This is a genomic window from Vibrio splendidus (assembly GCF_002873455.1).
Lineage (GTDB): Bacteria > Pseudomonadota > Gammaproteobacteria > Enterobacterales > Vibrionaceae > Vibrio > Vibrio splendidus_J.
This window is the reverse complement of sequence record NZ_MCUN01000051.1, coordinates 21064-39743: the sequence shown is the minus strand read 5'-3', so window position 1 is coordinate 39743 and position 18680 is coordinate 21064. Positions and strand designations below refer to the sequence as shown.

The window sequence follows — 18680 nt, the reverse complement described above, 5'->3', positions numbered from 1 at the left end:
GGTTACCACTTTTTGTTTTGGTTGTTAGGAGCACTTTTTTGTCGTGCTTGTAGAATCATTTGCGCTTTAAGCAGTTGGCTCGGATCACGGGCGCTTTCTACTTGCTCAAGTTTTCGCATATCAGGATCGCTCGACGTAGGTTGACCTGATACTTGCGTTGCGGCTTGTTGAGCGCTGCTATCACTGTCTTCCTTAGCAGTTTCTTGTGCTTGGGCAGTCTGAGATGCTGAGTCATCTTTATCTTGTGACTGCTTACCTGCTTGACCCGCTTTGTTTTGTTGCTCAGCTTGCTTGTCGTTTTCTTCATCCGTTTTGGAATCAGAGCGGCTATCAGCTTGGCTTTGGTCGGTATTCTGCTCTTGGCTTTCACTTTGATCTTGTTTGTTGCTTTGATCTTGGCTGCCGCTTTGACTTTGCGACTTGCCATTGTCAGCAGAGCTTTGTTGTTGATCCTGCGAGCTTTGCGAAGAATCATTTTGCTGACCTTGTTCGTTTTGGTCTTTGGATTCAGAATCGTCCTGTTGCTGTTGCTGTTGCTGTTGCTGTTGCTGTTGCTGTTGCTGTTGCTGTTGCTGTTGCTTCTGAGCCTGTTCGACAATCTCTAGATTCTTCTTCGCGTAAGCATGTTCAGGGTTACTTTCGAGAATACGTTGATACTCTTTTATCGCTTGGTCGTACTTACCTTGCTTTGCTTGTGCATTGGCGAGGTTGTAGCGAGCATCTTCGCCAGAAAAACCTTGTAGCGTCTGTTCGGCCGCTTCGAAATCACCGGCTTTGTATTGCGCGATGCCTTTCCATTCTTGCTGTTCGAACTGTTCTGCGGCTTGTTGAAAGTCCTCATCTTGATACAACTGATAACCCATTTGGTCATCGGTTTTCCAAGGGCTCGCAAACGCCGTATTCGGTTGGCTGAACGAAACAAGTACAGCTAGGCCACACCAAATGACCCCTTTTCGAAATAGCCCAAGTGCAGGAAGTAACAGAAACGGCAATAACCAGAAACCGTTATTCACTCTGGTGTTGAGTGAGTTATTGGTTTTAGTCACCTCTGACGTTGTCGCAATGCGGTCGAGGTAATTTGCGATGTGTTCAACGTCTGAGTTATCAAATTGCACTTCAGTAAACGTGCCACCAAAATGACGAGTCAGGTCGTGCATATTGCCTACGTTGGTTTTCGCAACCACGGTTTGTCCTGAGCCGGTTTGTAACATCGAACCTGTAGGTAACGAGATCGGCGCGCCGCTTTCCGTGCCCACAGCCAAGACTGATAATGTCCAATTACTACCAGAGAGTAGCGAGTCTATATCTTTCTTCTCTTGATCATCAATATCATCGCCAATCAGTACCAGATCGCCTTGATAGATATGAGCACGAGTCATCATCTCAATGGCAAGTTTAACTGCCGATGCTGCATTGCCGCCTTGGAAGGGCATGATATCTGGTGATAGGTTGGGTACGAGGTTCTTGATGGTGTTGATGTCAGACGTTAGCGGACTGATGGTGTAAGCATCTCCGGCGTAGGCCACCATTCCCGTCAGGCCTTCTTTCCAGAGTGATAGTAGATCCAGTGCCTTGTATCGCGTCTGTGTTAAACGGTTTGGTTTAATGTCAGTGGCATACATAGACATCGACATATCCATGATCACAACTCGTGCCTGCGTTTTTTCAAAGCTTGGCTGTTCGTTTTTTTCAAAGCTTGGGCCGGCCAATGCGATGACACCGACCAACCACCAAACACCGAAATAGGTGCTGCGGTTTTTTGATGGCTTGCTCGATTCAGGAGCCAAATAACGGGCGATGTGTGACGCCAATAACCCTTGCTTGGGTTGTCTCTTGCTAAGCCACCAAATAGTGGGCAGCACGGCAAGAGCCAAGAACCAATATGGGTAGATAAAAGTAAAGTTAGACATTGTTTCTCCTAATGGCTAACAGCATAAATGCGAAGAACATTGCCGCAGACAGTGGCCAGACAAAGCACTCTTGTTGTGGTCGCCATATCTTAGTGGCATTTGTCACGGGCTCTAACTGGTTGATGGTGTCGTAAATCGTTGCCAGCTCTTTGCTGTCACGCGCTCGGAAGTACTGACCGCCAGTGCGTTTGGCGATTTCCATTAGCGTACGTTCATCCAAATCTTGAGCGGTATTGACCTTACGAGTCATGAAGAACTCTTTGACCATCATTTCACCCGCACCGACACCTACGGTGTAAATTGTGGCGTTGTATTTCTTTGCAATATCCGCCGCTTCAAGTGGATCTAATACGCCCGCGGTATTACTGCCATCACTGAGTAGAATCATCACGCGCTGAGGGGCATCACTGTCGACGAAGGTTTTGGTGGCAAGGCCGATACCATCACCGATCGCAGTTTGAGTACCAATCAGCTTTAGCACTGCCTGATTGAGTTGCTGTGACAGCGTGTCTCTATCTAACGTCAGTGGCGTCTGCAAGTAGGCGTGATCAGCAAATAGCACCAATCCAACTCGGTCGCTTTTACGGCGATCAATAAAGTCACTCAATACGCGTTTCACAGCCGACAAGCGGTCGATGTATTCGCCATTGAACTGCATGTCTTCTTGGCTCATCGAGTAGGAGAGGTCGACAACTAACATCAAATCACGATGCTTCGGCTGAAACTCCACCGGTTCGCCGTACCAAACTGGGCGTGCCATCGCCGTTACCAATAAAAGCCAAATGATGACGGACAAAGCTTTGGGTAAGCGGCTGCTCGGCGTTTTGGTATTGCTGTCCTCTGGCAAAAACGGAAGCCTTAGAGCGCTACTTGATTCTGATTTTGGTGAAAACAAGTAAACAAGGATCGGCAAGGGCGCTAGGAACAGCATCCACCACCAAACGAACTCAACGTTTAGTATGCTCTTGCTTAGAAACATAGAGTTTAGAAAACCAAAGCTTAGAAAACCAAAGCTTAGAAAATCACTCATAACGACCTCGCTTTGGAGGAAGGGCTTTACGAAGCCAGGTTTCGCAGTCATTAACCAATTGCTGTTGAGCCTTTTTCTGTTCGTCGCTCATTAAGGCTGTATCTTGGTAGAGCGCTTGTTGCCATTGCGATTGTTTTGCGGCGAACAACGGCTTCGCCAATTGCGCATCTAAGAACGTCAACCAATCATCACCAGATAAGCCTGCCACTTTGTCGCGTGGAAAATAGCTCAGTGCAGCCTGACGAACGATGTTTTGAGCTGCGCTCGGAGACAAAGCATTTGAAGGCTGACTATTACGAAAGCAAGCAAGTGCCTCGTTCTTAGCGCGTTGGATCTTTTGTCTGCGTTTTATAATGAAAAACACTAAGGCGATCAGAGCAATAGCCGTGATAATCAATACCCACCAACCCCATGCCAAAGGCCACCATGACGGTGCGCTTGGCGTAATAATAGGGCTCAAGCCGAGAGGTTGATTCATGACTGAACTCCTGATACTTGGCTCATTAACGATTGCGCACAAGACAATGAACTGTATGGGATAGCGAGAGAAAGGCTCATTTTCATAAGCTGTTGTTGCTTCTGATCAAATGCGAGACTTAGCTTTTCCTTTTCCTTCCTGGATGAAAAGTTAAACCATTGGGTTTTATTGCCGTCGGTGATCTGTTTTGAACCTTTGAATGCAGTAACACCTTGCTCTAGTGGATCGTAAAAATGCACTAAGCGAACTCGATTATGTCGACGTATTTGATTGATAAGTGAGTAATTACTTTCGTTATAACGAACAAAATCACTGAGCATAATGATATCACTGCCTTTCGGGCAAAGTTGCTGTAGAGACTTCAGCCCATGCTCTAAGGTTGTGTCGCTGTGATTGTCTTGGTTGGTCAGCGCTGCATTATTGATTTCTATGACTTTTTGTAAAATACGCAGCGGAGCGTGGTTGCTAGCACTTGGTTTAATCTCAATGATCTCTTGGCCAGTATCTATCACTGCGCCTATACGGTCTTTTTGAGCGACGGTTAACCAGCAAAGTTGGCTGGCAAAGTGTGCGAGTTGAACCGATTTAAGCAACAAGGTTGAGCCGAAAATCATACTGCTCGACAGATCTAAGAACAAAATCACAGGCTGTTCTCTTTCTTCAGAAAACAGTTTGGTATGCGCCTTGCCCGTTCTCGCCGTGACGCGCCAATCAATGCTGCGGATATCGTCACCCGCCTGATATTGACGAACCTCAGAGAAATTCATCCCGCGACCTTTGCGATTGCTCTCGTGTTGACCGTTAAGTTGCGACCAAAGACTCTTTGCAGGAGGTAACCATCGAACAGACTGCGCTTTATATTGCAGCAGTTCGTCCAGATTTAACGTGACACCGTCACTGTGGTTGGGTAATTGATTATTCATGCGCGTATCCCTATGCGCTACCAACCAACGAGATAAGGTGTGCGATCACTTGGTTTGCAGTGACCCCTTCGGCTTGTGCGTGGTAGCTACGAAGCAGGCGGTGGCGTAATACAGGGAATGCCATCGCTTGAACATCTTGTGGAGTAACATAGTCGCGGCCAGCAAGCCAAGCGTGAGCGCGGGCACAACGGTCTAACGCAATGGTTGCACGCGGGCTAACACCCATGTCTAACCATTGGTCAAGTTGATCGCTGTATTGCTTAGGCTGGCGAGTCGCCATTACCAGTCTGATGATGTACTGCTCAATGGTGTCTGCCATGTGAATGTTGAGTACTTCTTGGCGAGCTTCGAAGATCGTTTGTTGAGAAATAGGCTCTGGTTGAACAGGTTGATTGCCTTGAGCTTCGCCTCTGTTTAGGCGCAAGATCTCCAGCTCACTTTCCATGTCTGGATAAGCCACTTCTAAATGTAGCAAGAAACGGTCTAATTGAGCTTCTGGTAGCGGGTAAGTGCCTTCTTGCTCTATCGGGTTTTGCGTTGCCATTACCAAAAACAGATCGGGTAAGGCATAGGTTTTTCGACCTGCGGTCACCTGTTTCTCAGCCATCGCTTCTAGCATTGCGGCTTGCACTTTCGCCGGAGCACGGTTGATCTCATCCGCTAGAATCAACGAGTTAAAAATCGGGCCAGATTGGAAGGTGAACTCTCCCGTTTCTGGACGAAATATATCGGTACCCGTTAAATCAGCGGGCAATAGATCTGGCGTGAATTGAATGCGATGGAAGTCCCCCTCAACGCAATCAGCCAGTGATTTTACTGCGCGGGTTTTTGCCAACCCTGGAGGCCCTTCAACAAGGATATGACCATCTGCCAGTAAGGCGATCATCAGTTGTTTTACGAGCTCTTGCTGACCAATGATTTGAGACTCTAAATAGTTTTGAAGGACTTCGAAATTTGTTTTGTGCATTTTGGACTCTCTGGGTATCCATTTGATTTTTATTTTGAGTATTGGTCACTGATTACCATGAAAAAGTTCCAGTACATTTGCGGAATTTATTTTTTCAAAATTGGAAAGATTTACAAGTGTTTAGCTAGAAAGTAACTGAACATTGGATTTTTACCATATCAATCGCTATTTATACAATAAAGCGCAAAGGTGTGATGTTGCCTGACTTAGATGAAACTTAAAGATTTGGATAATAAGGGTGAATGTCAGAAGGAGTTCGCATTTAGTTAACTAATCTCTAACCAAAAGAAAATGATTGAGTTGTTACACCGCATTTGCAAATTTTTGAGAGAACGCTCTCTAGTTCTATTAAATGTGGCCGATATATAGCTCAGGTTGTGCATCACTTTGTTGGGACGCACTAACCAAGTCCTGTTTCAGGTCTACTAATAATGAGCGATTCTTTTTAAAGGTCCAAACATGTTTAAAGCTAAATCTTTGAGTATTAAGCAGAAAGTTGTACTCGGTATTACTTTCGCGGTTCTTGCATCTACGGTTATCGTTGGTGCGATGGCGCAACAGCAAGCAAGAGATGTATTGAGTCATCGATTGGTTAATATTGAGCTTCCTGGGATGCTTGAGCGAATCAATGGTGAAATTGACCGTGAAGTCTCTCAGTTATTATTAGCGGCGGAGCAAATTGCTTCAAATGAATTCATTTCTGATGCTATCGAATCGACCGATCGCGATCCGGAACTAGAAAATAAGCTGGTTAAACAACTGAACAATGTTCGTCACCAATATCAGTTGAATGATGCCTCGGTAGCGAACCGTCAAACCGCATATTACTGGAACCAAAACGGATTCTTGCGTCAGTTAAACCAACAACAAGATGGCTGGTTCTTTGGTTTTACCCAGTCAGGGCAACCAACAATGGTGAGCATGTTCCAAGAAGCCAACGGCGAAGTGAAGATGTTTGCTAACTACCAGCAGCCTTCTGGTTTGGCAATGTCTGGTCTATCAAAGTCTATGGATGACATGGTGAGCTTGCTTAATGGTTTTAAAATCGAGAATACAGGCTTTGTGTTCTTAACCGATAGCCAAGGTGATGTTCAAATTCACCGTGAACGCTCACGCAGCGACTCCTCACTTCAACAACTTTACGGCCCTCAAGCAAGCCAACTATTGAACAAATCAGGCTTCAACTTAATTACTACTGAAAGCCAAGGCCAAGAGCTGTTTGTCGCGAGTTTGTATGTGTCGTCAATGGACTGGTTTGTTATTGGTGTTGTTCCAACTGATGAAGTATTTGCAGAGTTAGATGAGACAGCGCAAAAGATGCTGATCATGACAGCTATCGTGGCTTTAGTCTTTATCCTAATGGGCGTAGTGTTAGCAAACAGCATTACTCAACCTATTAAATTTCTTGCGAAGCGATTTGGTGACCTTGGCGAAGGTGATGGCGATCTGGCGCAGCGTATCGAAGTGAAAGGCGACGATGAAATTGCACAGCTTTCAACGGGTTTCAATGGATTCATTGAAAAGATTCACGAGTCGATGAAAGAGGTGTGTTCTACGAGCCAAGCACTTCAAGTAGCGGCAGAGAGTGTTTCTAATAAAGCACACATCACCCACGACAACAGTCAAGAGCAGCGTGATCAAACTCTTCAAGTGGTTGCTGCCATTAACCAAATGGGTATGACCATCAGCGAGATTGCATCAAATGCGGCAACGGCTGCGGAAACGGCAACGCAAGCTTCGGGCAATACTGAAGTGGGCCGTTCTGTGGTAAACAAAGCAAAAGACGCGATCAGTCGTTTAGCTCAAGATATTGAGAGTACGGGTCAAGTGGTTGAGCAACTGGCTTCAACAACACAAGACATTGGTTCTATTCTGGGTGTTATCCGTGATATTTCAGAGCAAACTAATTTACTCGCATTGAACGCAGCGATTGAAGCAGCGCGGGCTGGTGAGCAAGGCCGTGGCTTTGCCGTGGTAGCTGATGAAGTACGAAACCTAGCAAGTCGCACAGCAGACTCAACGGAAGAGATTCAGAAGATGATCAACCAGCTGCAAAGCGATGCTAAAGATGCAGTAATGGCAATGAGTACAGGTAAAATTATTACGCTTGAAGGTGTAGCAGCATCAGATGAAGCCGTAGATGTACTGGGTGGTATTTCAGACCGTATCGTGGATATCTCCGACCGTAACACGCAAGTAGCAACGGCAACGGAAGAGCAATCAACGGTTGTGCACACCATCAACCAGAACATTGAAGAGATTAACGCAATCAACGAAGTGACAACGGGTACCGCAGAGCAACTTGCAGAGGCGAGCCAAGAACTTCGAGATCTGTCTTCTCGTCTAGATAAGATGGTAGGTTCGTTTAAGCTGTAACTTGTATAAGCTTTAATTTAGATTAGGCCTGTGGCCATATACTTAGAGTTGGATTCATTTAATTATGAATCTGGCTCTTTTTAATTTAAAGCTTGTCTTGTGTTAACTGACGTTCGCTTGATCTGGTTTCGAGCTTTGCACTTAATCGCTCTAGCATCACAGAGCGTAAATGAGTAAAATCTGATTAGGTTTAATATTTAGGTAAGTATCATGAGCGATTTTGAAAAAGAACTAGAGCAGATGACTCAAGGGATGGGCGATGAGCCAGAAGTAAAACTGCCATCAATTGAAGAGCAAAAAGCGATCGTTGCTGAATTTAAGCGACTAGAAGCGGAAGGCAAACTAACACCAGAAGTGTTAGAAAAGCATTTTGGCCAGTTCAACAAAACAAGTGATACGCCAATTCACTAAGTTTCTGCAGGGCCAACCTATATTGTTTAGATAGGGTGGCTTTTAGCTCAAACAGATAAAGGTCTAGCATCCGCTAGGCCTTTTTTGTTGCCGCTCGAAAAAGCTGATTGAGCGGTGCGCAAAGTTAAACAATCAAAGCGAAAGTAGTTGGTGTCTTTAAACAAAAAAATCCCCCTTACTTGGTAAGAGGGATTCGATATGGGCAAGTTATATCTTAAAAAGGCGAACCGATTAGTCGGTGCCGTACTCTTTGTACAAGCGACGACATGCGCGACCATCGCTATGGAACAAGTGACAACGGTGCGCAGGAATACCAATCGCTAGTTTATCACCAGACTCAATCGTCAACGTGTCTGGTTGGCGATAAATAACGTCAGCATCAGCACTTTCGAGGTTTAGGTAAACCTGAGTTTCGTTACCTAGTTTCTCGACCATCATCACTTCAGCTTCAATCGTCGCATCACCTGTTTCAGCAGACAACAAGTGTTCAGGACGAACACCCAGAGACATACGGTCACCAGCATTGACAGTGGTACCATCAACTGGGATCCAGAAAGTCATACCGTTAGAAAGTTGAACTTGTACGCGTTCTGCTTCAGCTTGCTCAATGTGAACCGACATAAAATTCATCTTCGGTGAGCCAATAAAGCCTGCCACGAAACGGTTTTGAGGGTAGTGGTAAAGATCAAGAGGTTTACCCACTTGGGAAACATAACCGCCATCAAGAACAACAATCTTATCGGCCATTGTCATCGCTTCCACTTGATCGTGGGTAACGTAGATCATGGTGCAACCAAGTTGACGTTGTAGTTTAGTGATTTGCGAACGCATTTGAACTCGCAGCGCAGCATCTAGGTTAGATAGAGGCTCATCAAGTAGGAATACGTTTGGTTGAGAAACTAGAGTACGACCAATAGCAACACGTTGACGTTGACCACCAGAAAGTGCTTTAGGTTGACGCTCAAGAAGGTGACCAAGCTGAAGGATTTCTGCAGCATGCTCAACACGCTTGTCAATTTCAGCTTTGTTTGCGTTTGCTAACTTAAGGCCGAAAGACATGTTGTCGTAAAGGTTAAGGTGAGGGTAAAGCGCGTAAGATTGGAATACCATACCTACGCCACGCTTTGAAGGCTCAACGTCATTCATGCGTTGGTCACCAATGTACAAATCACCAGACGTAATGTCTTCTAGACCTGCGATACAGCGTAATAGCGTCGATTTACCACAACCTGATGGTCCAACGAATACTACGAACTCACCTTCGTTGATGTCTAAGGTTACGTCCTTAGAAATCTGTACATCACCATATGATTTATAAACGTTTTTTAACGTGACACTCGCCATCTAGCTAGTCCTCGATCGATCAAATTTTAAGTTTTACTGCTTATCATTATAAGAAATTTTTGGGTCAGCAGTAACTGTAGGAATTGGTAAGTATTGAATGAGTAAGAAAAAAGTGGGTGAGACTTGGATTCTTTAACCAAGCCCACCCGTCATAGCCAAACTGGTGCCTATTTCCCCCACATCCAGCTAAATCTCCCCCGTGATTCAATCACAGATTTAGCTCGATGCTTAATAAAGACAACAGCGTGCAGTGAAGCCAACTAAATGAACAGTGCGGTTATACACGACATTCGCTGGTAAAGGGTTCTTACTATCCACTCTTGGATGAATGCAGTTTCGGTGAATTGGCGCAATCGTACATCCTCCCAATGAAAATTTAACGAGGGGGAGTAGGAGGGGAGGAGTAGATAAATTGGGTTGCTCTCAATTAGCGATCCAGTTCAAATAAATTCACCACATAACGGTGATGTGGATCACGATGAGTATACACTTTGTGACTTCGATCTCCAATCTGACCGGATGACGATCACGAAATTAAGCCATAATAGCTAGGGCGTAGTGGCTAGGATGATGAGTTAGGGGCTGTTTTCTCAGATCATAACCTCGAAAACTGGCTCGTCTTAATTGAATGCGCCCTACGTATAAATATAAAAAGGATATTGACATGAAAAACGCTCTAAGCGCTGTAGCTCTAGGCACAATTGTGGCTCTGGGTTCATTTGGTGCAAACGCTGCTATCGAAGAAGGTCAACTAACTATTTGGGTTGGTGGCGATAAAGCTTATGAAGGAATGGCTGAAGTAGGCAAACGCTTTGAAGAAGACACTGGTGTTAAAGTAACAGTAGCTTTCCCAGATAAACTAGAAGAGAAGTTCTCTCAAGTTGCAGCGGCTGGCGATGGCCCAGACATGATCTTCTACGCTCACGACCGTTTTGGTGGTTTTGCAGAAGCGGGTCTTCTTGCTGATATCAAACCTTCTAAAGAGACTAAAGACGGTATCGTAGATTTTGCATGGGACGCTGTTTCTTACGAAGGTAAAACAATCGCTTACCCAGTAGCGGTTGAGTCAGTTTCTCTTATCTACAACAAAGCACTTGTTCCTAACCCACCTAAGTCTTGGGAAGAAATCCCAGCACTTAACGCTGAGCTTCAAAAAAACGGTAAGAAAGCGATCATGTGGCCTCTACGTGGCGGCGCTTACTTCACATGGCCTCTACTAGCAGCTGACGGCGGTTATGCATTCAAACAAACAGCTGAAGGTTACGACATTAAAGATGCGGGCGTAGCGACTGATGGTGTTCAAAAGTCTCTAGGTTTCATCGAGAAGATGGTACAAGACAAAGTTATCTCTGCAGACATGGACTACTCAGTCGCTGAGTCTGAATTCGTTGCGGGTAACGTTGCAATGACAATCAATGGTCCTTGGGGATGGGCAAACATCGAGAAAGCGGGCGTAGACTACGGCGTTGCAACACTACCTAAGTTCAATGGTAAAGCTTCTAAGCCTTTCGTTGGTGTATGGGCGGGTGGTATCAGCACTGCTTCTCCAAACCGCGACCTAGCTGTTGAGTTCATGGAAAACTACCTACTAACTGATGAAGGTATGAAAAGCTTGAACGATGACAAACCACTAGGCGCAGTTGCTCTTAACTCTTTCCAACGTCAACTAGACAGTGACACGCGTATTGCCGCAACAATGGACAACGCGATGAACGGCGAAATCATGCCTAACATCCCTCAGTTCACTACATTCTGGTACAGCATGGAAGAAGCGATCGGCAACGTTGTTGATGGCCGCCAAACTGTTGATCAAGCGCTGAAAGGTGCAGAAGCTCGAATGACTAAGTAATACTCAAGTTCTACCTTTAAGGAGGGGGCAACCTCTCCTTACTTTTCTATTTTTTATCTATATCGTTAGCAGGTTCCTCTATGCAGTCAGTTCAAGGTTCAGATGCGATCCCGGCACCATCAAGCCTTCCAAGCAGTAAAAGCGTCTTCATCAAATGGGGGTTGCTTGGTAGTGTTGGCTTAATTAATGGCTACGCTACAATTTTAATGTATTCTCGCGGTGAGCTCGCATTTGCGCTTCTTACTGTGATCTTAACGGCTTTGGCACTTTACATTTTTGGTAGTAAGAAAACTTACGCCCACCGTTATATTTACCCAGGTATTGCCGGAATGATTTTATTCATTCTTTTCCCACTGGCATACACCGTAGGGCTTGCGTTCACTAACTACAGCGCAAAAAACCAGCTCTCTCTAGAGCGTACTCAAACCGTTCTTTTAGACCGTTCATTCCAAAGCGGTGAAAGTTACCCATTTACTTTGTACAAAACAGATAACGGTCACCAGATCGTTGTGAAAGATGGCGACCAGCTGTTAGCAACTGATGTATTTTCTCTGGAAGGTATGACAGCAACAGAGATGGACCTATCTGCAATCGAATCTGTACAAGGTGAAAAAGAGAAGATCAAAGCGATCATCCAAAACCGTTCTGCGATCAGTGGTGTAGATTTCCACTTGCCAGATGGTAATGATATCCGTATGAGTGGTTTGCGTAAGTTTGCTGCTGTCGCACCGCTTTACACCCTTCAAGGTGACGGTGAAACGTTAATCAACAATGAATCTGGTGAAGTATTGAAACCAAACATGGAAGTGGGTTTCTATCAACCGGTTGACGAGAAAGGAGAGTTTATTGGTAATACAATATCTCCAGGCTTTGTTGTAGACATCGGTACGGCTAACTTTGAGCGTGTTTGGAAAGATGACGGCATTAAAGAACCTTTCATCAGCATCTTCATCTGGACCGTTGTATTTTCTATTTGTACGGTTGTTTTCACACTTGCCATTGGTCTGATTCTTGCGAATATTGTGCAGTGGGAAGAGTTAAAGGGTCGTTCAATCTACCGTGTTCTACTGATTCTGCCTTACGCAGTCCCAGCGTTTATCTCGATTCTTATCTTTAAGGGCCTATTTAACCAGAGCTTTGGTGAGATCAACATGGTGCTTGAGAGTATCTTTGGCTTAAGCCCAAACTGGTTCTCCGACCCGATTCTTGCGAAAACCATGGTGTTGATTGTTAACACTTGGCTAGGTTTCCCTTACATGATGATTTTATGTATGGGCCTATTAAAAGCGATTCCTGAAGATTTGTATGAAGCGTCAGCAATCGATGGTGCTAACTTTATTGATAATTTCAAGCGAATCACATTCCCATTGATGATTAAGCCGCTTACACCGCTATTGATTGCAGCATTTGCCTTTAATTTCAATAACTTTGTAATGATTCAACTATTGACGAACGGCGGCCCGAACATGATTGGCACTTCAGAGCCCGCGGGTTACACAGACCTACTTGTAAGCTACACCTACCGAATCGCATTCGAAGGCGGTGGCGGTCAAGACTTTGGTCTAGCTAGTGCTATCGCAACGCTTATCTTCCTATTGGTTGGTGCACTTGCGTTACTAAACCTACGTTTCACTAAACTGACTCAAGATTAAGGAGCACGACAATGGCTATGGTACAAGGTAAAGGCCTTAAATACCGAGTGTGGGCAACGCATGCAGTGTTGTGGTGCTTCTTAGCGCTAATTATCTTCCCACTATTAATGATTATTGCTATCTCGTTCCGTGAAGGTAACTTCGCGACTGGTAGTTTGATTCCTGATAATCCATCACTGGAGCACTGGAAATTAGCTCTGGGTATGTCAGTGACCAACGCTGATGGTTCGGTAACGCCACCTCCATTCCCTGTACTTACTTGGTTGTGGAACTCGATAAAAGTAGCGGGTATTACGTCTATTTTGATTGTGGCGCTGTCTACTACATCGGCTTACGCATTTGCTCGTATGCGCTTCAAAGGTAAAGAAACTATCTTGAAAGCGATGATGGTTTTTCAAATGTTCCCTGCAGTATTGGCTTTGGTAGCGATTTACGCGCTGTTCGACAAACTTGGTCAATACATCCCGTTCCTAGGCTTGAACACGCACGGCGGTCTAATCTTCTCTTACCTTGGTGGTATCGCACTGCACGTGTGGACGATTAAGGGTTATTTTGAGACGATTGATAATTCTTTGGAAGAGGCCGCTGCATTGGATGGTGCGACGCCGTGGCAAGCGTTCAGATTGGTTCTATTACCACTCTCTGTGCCAATCCTAGCGGTTGTGTTTATTCTATCTTTCATTGGTGTTGTTGGTGAGGTACCTGTTGCTTCAATCCTATTATCGGATGTGAACTCTTACACGCTAGCGGTAGGTATGCAGCAATACCTATATCCTCAGAACTACCTATGGGGTGACTTTGCGGCAGCAGCTGTACTATCAGCACTTCCAATTACGATCGTGTTCTTACTGGCTCAACGTTGGTTAGTTGGCGGTTTGACGTCGGGTGGTGTAAAAGGATAAGCTGTACCCTATAAAAAAGACAAAGAGCGACCTTCTAGGTCGCTCTATATTGGCATTTTTATTACATCATTTGGTTTGGCCGCCGATCAGTAATAAAAATAACCCTCAGGTTACGCATAGCTGGCTACTAATCAGGTTCCTTACGCTATTAATGATTAGTGGTTTTTGTAACTCTAACCCAAGTATTTACTTGGGTTTTTTTATACCTGCTACTTTTTGTTTTCTACTTTGTCCGGATATTCGTTTTACCTGTCAGTTTTTGTGCTCATAGCTACTTTAGCCATTAAAGTTTCGAGTCACTTCTCTCCCGAATCTCTCCTGCCTCATTCCTCTTACAGGGTGACATGAACGAGTCTCACAAATCAGACACTCAGTATAAGGGGCAGTTGCTCTATTGATAGTTTGCTAATATTTCAATGCGTGATACTTCAATGATTTGTATGCAACGATTAGCCGGATTGCACAGAAAATGTCTATAACGGCGGGCTACTGTTGATGTGTTGTGAGTAGCTATCACTTGTAGTTACTGGTTTGCTTGGAAGTATCTTTCGATTCAAGGGTAAGAGGGGGATCGGATGTTGAGGTTAGAACTCTCTACTAGAAGGAGCACAGCCTAGGTGTTGCAACAACACATAGATGCTTTCTTGATCGAGTGCGACACGGCGAAATAGATCCGCAAACGTCTGGTCACCACCAAAACAAGTTTGGATGTAGTGGTTAATTTCATTGCTGTCGTAGCCTTCGACGTACAAAGTTCTAACCCATTGGTACTCAACAGCCTTTAAATTGTTCAGTGTAGATTCGCTAAGAGTGGGGCGTGTGACGCTCAAAGGTGGCTCCAGGAAATTCAAATACATCCATTATGATTGGCGGTATTTAACCAGAGCTAAATGACGACTTTATTACAGTCAAAATAAATCAGCGAATAAGTGCTGACTCATTTTAACCTTTGGCTGGGTATCACGCTCTCATAGATCGTATTAGATGTACTAGGACTTTGCTTGTGCAGAGTGGGCCATTAGATAAACCAATGCCAAGCAGGTGCTTGGCATTGTAATATGGTTTTGTAGCGTAGTTGGTAAAGTTTACTTAAGGTACTTAACGTGTGCTTCCATCTCTTCACCGATCTGTTTTCGCATGTTCATTAGGCGAATAGCCGAATCTCTTAATTCGATGTCTTCTGGTGTTTCTGGAACCCACTCCGGCACCTTAGTCGGGTTACCATTTTCATCAACAGCGACCATAATAACGATACAGTGAGTCGTTAGGCGGTTGTTGAGTTCTTTAGGGTCGCTGGCTTGAACGTCGATAGCGATGTGCATAGAAGATGAACCGGTATAGATGACCTTCGCACTTACCTCAACAAGGTTGCCAACATGGATCGGCGCTACGAATCGAATCCCCCCTGCGTAAGCGGTAATACAATATTTACCACTCCACCCAGCAGAGCAAGCATAAGCCGCTAAATCGACCCATTTCATTACTGCACCACCATGAACTTTACCACCAAAGTTCACATCCCCAGGTTCAGCTAAAAAACGCAGAGTAACGTCTCGTTTACCATCTGGTCGGTTATTGTTACTGCTCATCTATCTTCCTTCATTATTGTGCTGTATAACATGCTTGTTACTTGCTAATAACAATATACTTAAGATGACATAAATTAAAGCGGTGTTTCTCACGATTAAGACTATTTTTTCAAACGGGTGACGAACGGATGAATATTGATGTTTAAAGGCGGTAGAGGCGAGTGGAAAACGCGGATGAAGCAATGCTGAGTAGGTGCCCAGCCATATTGAGTAAGAACCGATAAATGTTGAGTTGGCAGTTGAAAAGGTCGATTGCAAAAAAAACACCTAGCGCAGTGCTAGGTGTTTCTAAGCCGTTTGGTACTCATTGCGGTACCTTATTTTGTTATAGCCAACTAACCGCTGTTAATCCGGTTTAGTTAAATTATTCTAGTACCTTTACTACTAAGGTGGTAGTAAAATTTGTTTATTATTTAGCTCATTTTTACTCTTGAATAAAGTATAGGTCCTTCGCGTAGATATTTCCTTTCGGATTATTGTTCGGGAAGCCTTTAAGTGTATTTCGCACTAATCGAGTGTGATTGTAGTGGTATAAAGGCATAACTGCTGCAGATTCGTTCAGAAGCGATTCAGCATGCTGATATAGAGCGAAACGTTTAGACTGATCTTCCGTTTTGCTCGCTTGCTGCAAGAGCTCATCATAATCAGAGTTACAGTAGCCACTCTCATTGGCCGTGTGCCCGCAAGTGAAGGCTTCTAACAGAGCTGAAGGCTCTGGATAGTCCCCAAAGGCCCAAGAACGAGCAAGCTGATAATCTCCCGCTCCTTTAGCTGCGACATACGCTTTCCACTCCATGTTCTCTAGCTCTACCTTCACGCCAAGTGGTTTCCACATTGATGCAATTGCGATGGCGATCTTTTTGTTGTTTTCACTGGTGTTGTACGTGAGTGTAAATTTAAGAGGATTCTCTTGGTTGTATCCAGCTTCTTCTAATAGCTGCTTGGCCTTGGCTTGACGTTTTGAGCTATCTAGCGCTTCGAATAAAGACTTAGGAGCTGTGTAGTTCGGGATGTTATTAGGCGTCACGCTGTAGGCTTCAGGCTCTCCTTGTCCCGTCACTTTATCGACTAAAATCTCTCGGTTTACTGTCATGCTTAATGCTTGTCGAACTCTTACATCATCAAACGGAGCTTGACGCGTATTGAACGAATAAACATATGACCCTAACAAAGCCTGTGCCTTAATCTGTTCAGGGCTTTCTTTGACAAGCTTTTGGTAATACTCAAGTTGCACGCGATTCGTCATGTCAATTTCACCAGACTGATAGCGAATTAACTCTGCGTTTTGAGATGATAAACCAAGGTAAGTGACCTTATTGATGACGGTTGAAGCGTTATCCCAGTAATTCGGGTTTCTGGTCACTTCTACGTATTCGTTAGGTACCCATTTACTCAGAGTATAAGCGCCGTTGGTTGCAATGTTCTCTGCGCGAGTCCACTTGTCGCCTTTCTCTTCAACCAACTTAGTAGGCAGAGGGAAGAAGGTTTTGATGCTCATTAAACTCATGAAGTAGGGCGTAGGCTTTGAAAGCGCAATTTCAACCGTGTGTTCATCCAATGCTTTAATGCCCAGTTCCGACGGGTCTTTATCTCCTCGAAGAATCTCACTGGCGTTAACGATATTCGCAGTCGAGAAAACAAACCCTGTATTGTTGCCCGTTTTAGGTGACACGGCACGCTGCCAGCCAAAGACAAAATCTGATGCTGTCACTGGCTCGCCGTTTGACCATTGAAGATCCTCTTTCAACATAAACGTGACGGTTTTACCGTCTTTGCTGAACGACCATTCTTTAGCTTGTCCTGGGATGATCTGCCCATCGCTGTTCTCGATCACAAAGCCTTCAAACATATCATTGACGATAATGTCGCCGGGCATACCAGAATTAACAAAGTTTGGATCGAGAGTGTTGGGCTCTGCGCCATTGCCACGCACAAAATGTTGTTCTTTAGCTAATGGTGTATCAGTAGGAACTGTGGCAGCAAAGCTTGAGGCTGAAGATAGAGCAAGCAGTGACGATATGATCACTGGGATCCTTGATTGAGTCATTGTAATTCCTTTTACAACTTAAACAGTACCCAATGCATTAAACATGAGTCGGCTCAAGGTTGCAACAACAGTCAGTACGCATTAAAGGAATTTGAAAACGGTGTGAACAGAACAGTTGAACAAAATAGGAAAACAACAATACCTGCTGAGGGAGCAGGCATTGTAAGGAGAGGGTGATTCGCGAGTTTTCGTTCGTCTAATCTAAGAAAAGCTAGCTTTGCTGAGGTAGAGCAGCCTCAAGCCTTGGTTTTCTTTTGATTTGAGCAAGAATGACACCCGAAATAACCATCACACAACCAATGATATGGAACTGATTAATCTCTTCGCCTAGCCAAGTGGAGGCTAATACGATCGCGATAACGGGCATCAAGTTCATAAACATCGCACTTGAATCTGCACCAATGGTATCAATCGCTTTCACCCACATCCAAGGTGCCAAAATAGAAGCAGCAACCGCGGCATAAGCGATCAAAGGAATAGCTTGCTGTGATGGTAATAGTTGTTCGCTCGTTAACCAAAGAGGAGTCAACATCGCGACAGCAAATAACCCTTGAATATAAATCACAACCCAACTGCTGATTGGCATTTTCCAGCGTTTGAGTAACACGCAGTAAGAAGCGTAAACACAGGCCGCGATTAACATATAACCATCGCCTTGGGTAAGGTTTTGATGGATAAAGAACAGAGGATCGCCTTTACCTAGCATTAACGCCAACCCAGCCAGAGACAATACACCGCCCACAATACTCAGGCTAGAAATAGACTTGTTCAACAAAGGCACACTAAGGAACACACTGATGAGTGGAACCAAAGACGTAATTAATGCCATGTTAGAAGCGGAGGTGGTTAGGCCTGCGTAGTAACCCAAAGATTGGTTTAACACCATGCCCAAAAAACCAAGGAAAGCTAATTTAGACAAGTTCGGCTTAATGATTGGCCACTGTTTAATCACAGACCGGATGCAGAAAGGCGTCAAAATTAACATCGCAATAAACCAACGGTAAAAACTCATCGCACTTGGTTCTATCGTGCTCGCTGCTAGCTTGTTGACGATCGCATTTGCACCCCAGATACAGACTGTGAAAAATGGTAATAGATAATACATGTGAATTCCGTCGCAAATGACTTGATGCGGCTAGTTTGACAGGTCGTTATACTTACAGATATCTTTAAAAAGACATCAGACGCGATAGGAAGACAAG

Annotated in this window: 15 protein-coding genes; 5 read left to right on the top strand and 10 right to left on the bottom strand. The window is 44.6% G+C overall.

What is annotated here, in order from left to right:
* Positions 1 to 2 precede the first annotated feature (2 nt).
* Genes BCU75_RS20910 through BCU75_RS20890 form a run of 5 tightly spaced genes read right to left on the bottom strand, consistent with a single transcriptional unit; the run spans position 3 to position 5308 of the window.
* Entirely contained in the window at positions 3 to 1910 is a 1908-nt protein-coding gene (locus tag BCU75_RS20910; RefSeq protein WP_102474968.1) for a vWA domain-containing protein, read from the bottom strand.
* Positions 1903 to 2940, bottom strand: coding sequence for a vWA domain-containing protein (locus BCU75_RS20905; protein WP_102474967.1), 1038 nt, complete (start codon positions 2938 to 2940; stop codon positions 1903 to 1905). The genes BCU75_RS20910 and BCU75_RS20905 overlap by 8 nt, the downstream gene beginning before the upstream one ends.
* Complete coding sequence (locus BCU75_RS20900) at positions 2933 to 3418, bottom strand: DUF4381 domain-containing protein (protein ID WP_102474966.1); 486 nt, start codon at positions 3416 to 3418, stop codon at positions 2933 to 2935. The genes BCU75_RS20905 and BCU75_RS20900 overlap by 8 nt, the downstream gene beginning before the upstream one ends.
* Positions 3415 to 4341, bottom strand: a complete 927-nt coding sequence (locus BCU75_RS20895; RefSeq protein WP_102474965.1) for a DUF58 domain-containing protein — start codon at positions 4339 to 4341, stop codon at positions 3415 to 3417. Before BCU75_RS20895 ends, BCU75_RS20900 begins: the two co-directional genes overlap by 4 nt.
* Positions 4342 to 4351: 10 nt before the next feature.
* Positions 4352 to 5308: an AAA family ATPase gene (locus tag BCU75_RS20890; protein ID WP_102474964.1), complete on the bottom strand. Its 957-nt coding sequence runs from the start codon at positions 5306 to 5308 to the stop codon at positions 4352 to 4354.
* Positions 5309 to 5767: 459 nt separating this feature from the next.
* Here BCU75_RS20890 and BCU75_RS20885 point away from each other — a divergent pair, with 459 nt between their 5' ends.
* Together BCU75_RS20885 and BCU75_RS20880 are read left to right on the top strand one after the other, a co-directional pair.
* The gene (locus tag BCU75_RS20885; RefSeq protein WP_102474963.1) at positions 5768 to 7684 is read left to right on the top strand and encodes a methyl-accepting chemotaxis protein; all 1917 of its coding nucleotides are present in this window, start codon (positions 5768 to 5770) and stop codon (positions 7682 to 7684) included.
* Between the two features lie 210 nt (positions 7685 to 7894).
* Entirely contained in the window at positions 7895 to 8095 is a 201-nt protein-coding gene (locus BCU75_RS20880) for a chromosome partitioning protein ParA (protein ID WP_102474962.1), read from the top strand.
* A gap of 231 nt (positions 8096 to 8326) precedes the next feature.
* On the opposite strand, the gene malK is transcribed toward BCU75_RS20880, so the two are convergent.
* Positions 8327 to 9439 carry a maltose/maltodextrin ABC transporter ATP-binding protein MalK gene (malK, locus tag BCU75_RS20875; protein ID WP_017084833.1) on the bottom strand — a complete coding sequence of 371 codons (1113 nt, stop codon included), beginning with the start codon at positions 9437 to 9439 and terminating at the stop codon, positions 8327 to 8329.
* 664 nt (positions 9440 to 10103) lie between these two features.
* On the opposite strand from malK, the gene malE reads away from it, so the two are divergent.
* The 3 genes from malE to malG all read left to right on the top strand — a co-directional run bounded on the left by malE (position 10104) and on the right by malG (position 13842).
* Complete coding sequence (malE, locus tag BCU75_RS20870; RefSeq protein WP_076677437.1) at positions 10104 to 11288, top strand: maltose/maltodextrin ABC transporter substrate-binding protein MalE; 1185 nt, start codon at positions 10104 to 10106, stop codon at positions 11286 to 11288.
* A gap of 80 nt (positions 11289 to 11368) precedes the next feature.
* Positions 11369 to 12940: a maltose ABC transporter permease MalF gene (malF, locus tag BCU75_RS20865; protein ID WP_102465261.1), complete on the top strand. Its 1572-nt coding sequence runs from the start codon at positions 11369 to 11371 to the stop codon at positions 12938 to 12940.
* An 11-nt stretch (positions 12941 to 12951) separates the two neighbouring features.
* Complete coding sequence (gene malG, locus BCU75_RS20860) at positions 12952 to 13842, top strand: maltose ABC transporter permease MalG (protein ID WP_004732010.1); 891 nt, start codon at positions 12952 to 12954, stop codon at positions 13840 to 13842.
* Between the two features lie 584 nt (positions 13843 to 14426).
* Here the strand turns inward: malG and BCU75_RS20855 are convergent.
* The 4 genes from BCU75_RS20855 to BCU75_RS20840 form a co-directional block, all read right to left on the bottom strand.
* The gene (locus BCU75_RS20855; RefSeq protein WP_198592601.1) at positions 14427 to 14699 is read right to left on the bottom strand and encodes a hypothetical protein; all 273 of its coding nucleotides are present in this window, start codon (positions 14697 to 14699) and stop codon (positions 14427 to 14429) included.
* 228 nt (positions 14700 to 14927) lie between these two features.
* Positions 14928 to 15431 carry an acyl-CoA thioesterase gene (locus BCU75_RS20850; protein ID WP_054545838.1) on the bottom strand — a complete coding sequence of 168 codons (504 nt, stop codon included), beginning with the start codon at positions 15429 to 15431 and terminating at the stop codon, positions 14928 to 14930.
* A 424-nt stretch (positions 15432 to 15855) separates the two neighbouring features.
* The gene (locus tag BCU75_RS20845; RefSeq protein WP_102474961.1) at positions 15856 to 17478 is read right to left on the bottom strand and encodes a peptide ABC transporter substrate-binding protein; all 1623 of its coding nucleotides are present in this window, start codon (positions 17476 to 17478) and stop codon (positions 15856 to 15858) included.
* Positions 17479 to 17689: 211 nt separating this feature from the next.
* Complete coding sequence (locus BCU75_RS20840; RefSeq protein ID WP_102474960.1) at positions 17690 to 18583, bottom strand: DMT family transporter; 894 nt, start codon at positions 18581 to 18583, stop codon at positions 17690 to 17692.
* Between the last annotated feature and the right edge of the window lie 97 nt (positions 18584 to 18680).

Bases quoted from the DNA above. Each gene is read 5' to 3' on its own strand.
- malE (WP_076677437.1), top strand. From the start codon at position 10,104: ATGAAAAACGCTCTAAGCGCTGTAGCTCTAGGCACAATTGTGGCTCTG.
- malG (WP_004732010.1), top strand. From the start codon at position 12,952: ATGGCTATGGTACAAGGTAAAGGCCTTAAATACCGAGTGTGGGCAACG.
- BCU75_RS20910 (WP_102474968.1), bottom strand. From the start codon at position 1,910: ATGTCTAACTTTACTTTTATCTACCCATATTGGTTCTTGGCTCTTGCC.
- malK (WP_017084833.1), bottom strand. From the start codon at position 9,439: ATGGCGAGTGTCACGTTAAAAAACGTTTATAAATCATATGGTGATGTA.
- BCU75_RS20890 (WP_102474964.1), bottom strand. From the start codon at position 5,308: ATGCACAAAACAAATTTCGAAGTCCTTCAAAACTATTTAGAGTCTCAA.
- BCU75_RS20840 (WP_102474960.1), bottom strand. From the start codon at position 18,583: ATGTATTATCTATTACCATTTTTCACAGTCTGTATCTGGGGTGCAAAT.
- BCU75_RS20855 (WP_198592601.1), bottom strand. From the start codon at position 14,699: ATGTATTTGAATTTCCTGGAGCCACCTTTGAGCGTCACACGCCCCACT.
- BCU75_RS20885 (WP_102474963.1), top strand. From the start codon at position 5,768: ATGTTTAAAGCTAAATCTTTGAGTATTAAGCAGAAAGTTGTACTCGGT.
- BCU75_RS20905 (WP_102474967.1), bottom strand. From the start codon at position 2,940: ATGAGTGATTTTCTAAGCTTTGGTTTTCTAAGCTTTGGTTTTCTAAAC.
- BCU75_RS20895 (WP_102474965.1), bottom strand. From the start codon at position 4,341: ATGAATAATCAATTACCCAACCACAGTGACGGTGTCACGTTAAATCTG.
- BCU75_RS20850 (WP_054545838.1), bottom strand. From the start codon at position 15,431: ATGAGCAGTAACAATAACCGACCAGATGGTAAACGAGACGTTACTCTG.
- BCU75_RS20845 (WP_102474961.1), bottom strand. From the start codon at position 17,478: ATGACTCAATCAAGGATCCCAGTGATCATATCGTCACTGCTTGCTCTA.
- BCU75_RS20880 (WP_102474962.1), top strand. From the start codon at position 7,895: ATGAGCGATTTTGAAAAAGAACTAGAGCAGATGACTCAAGGGATGGGC.
- malF (WP_102465261.1), top strand. From the start codon at position 11,369: ATGCAGTCAGTTCAAGGTTCAGATGCGATCCCGGCACCATCAAGCCTT.
- BCU75_RS20900 (WP_102474966.1), bottom strand. From the start codon at position 3,418: ATGAATCAACCTCTCGGCTTGAGCCCTATTATTACGCCAAGCGCACCG.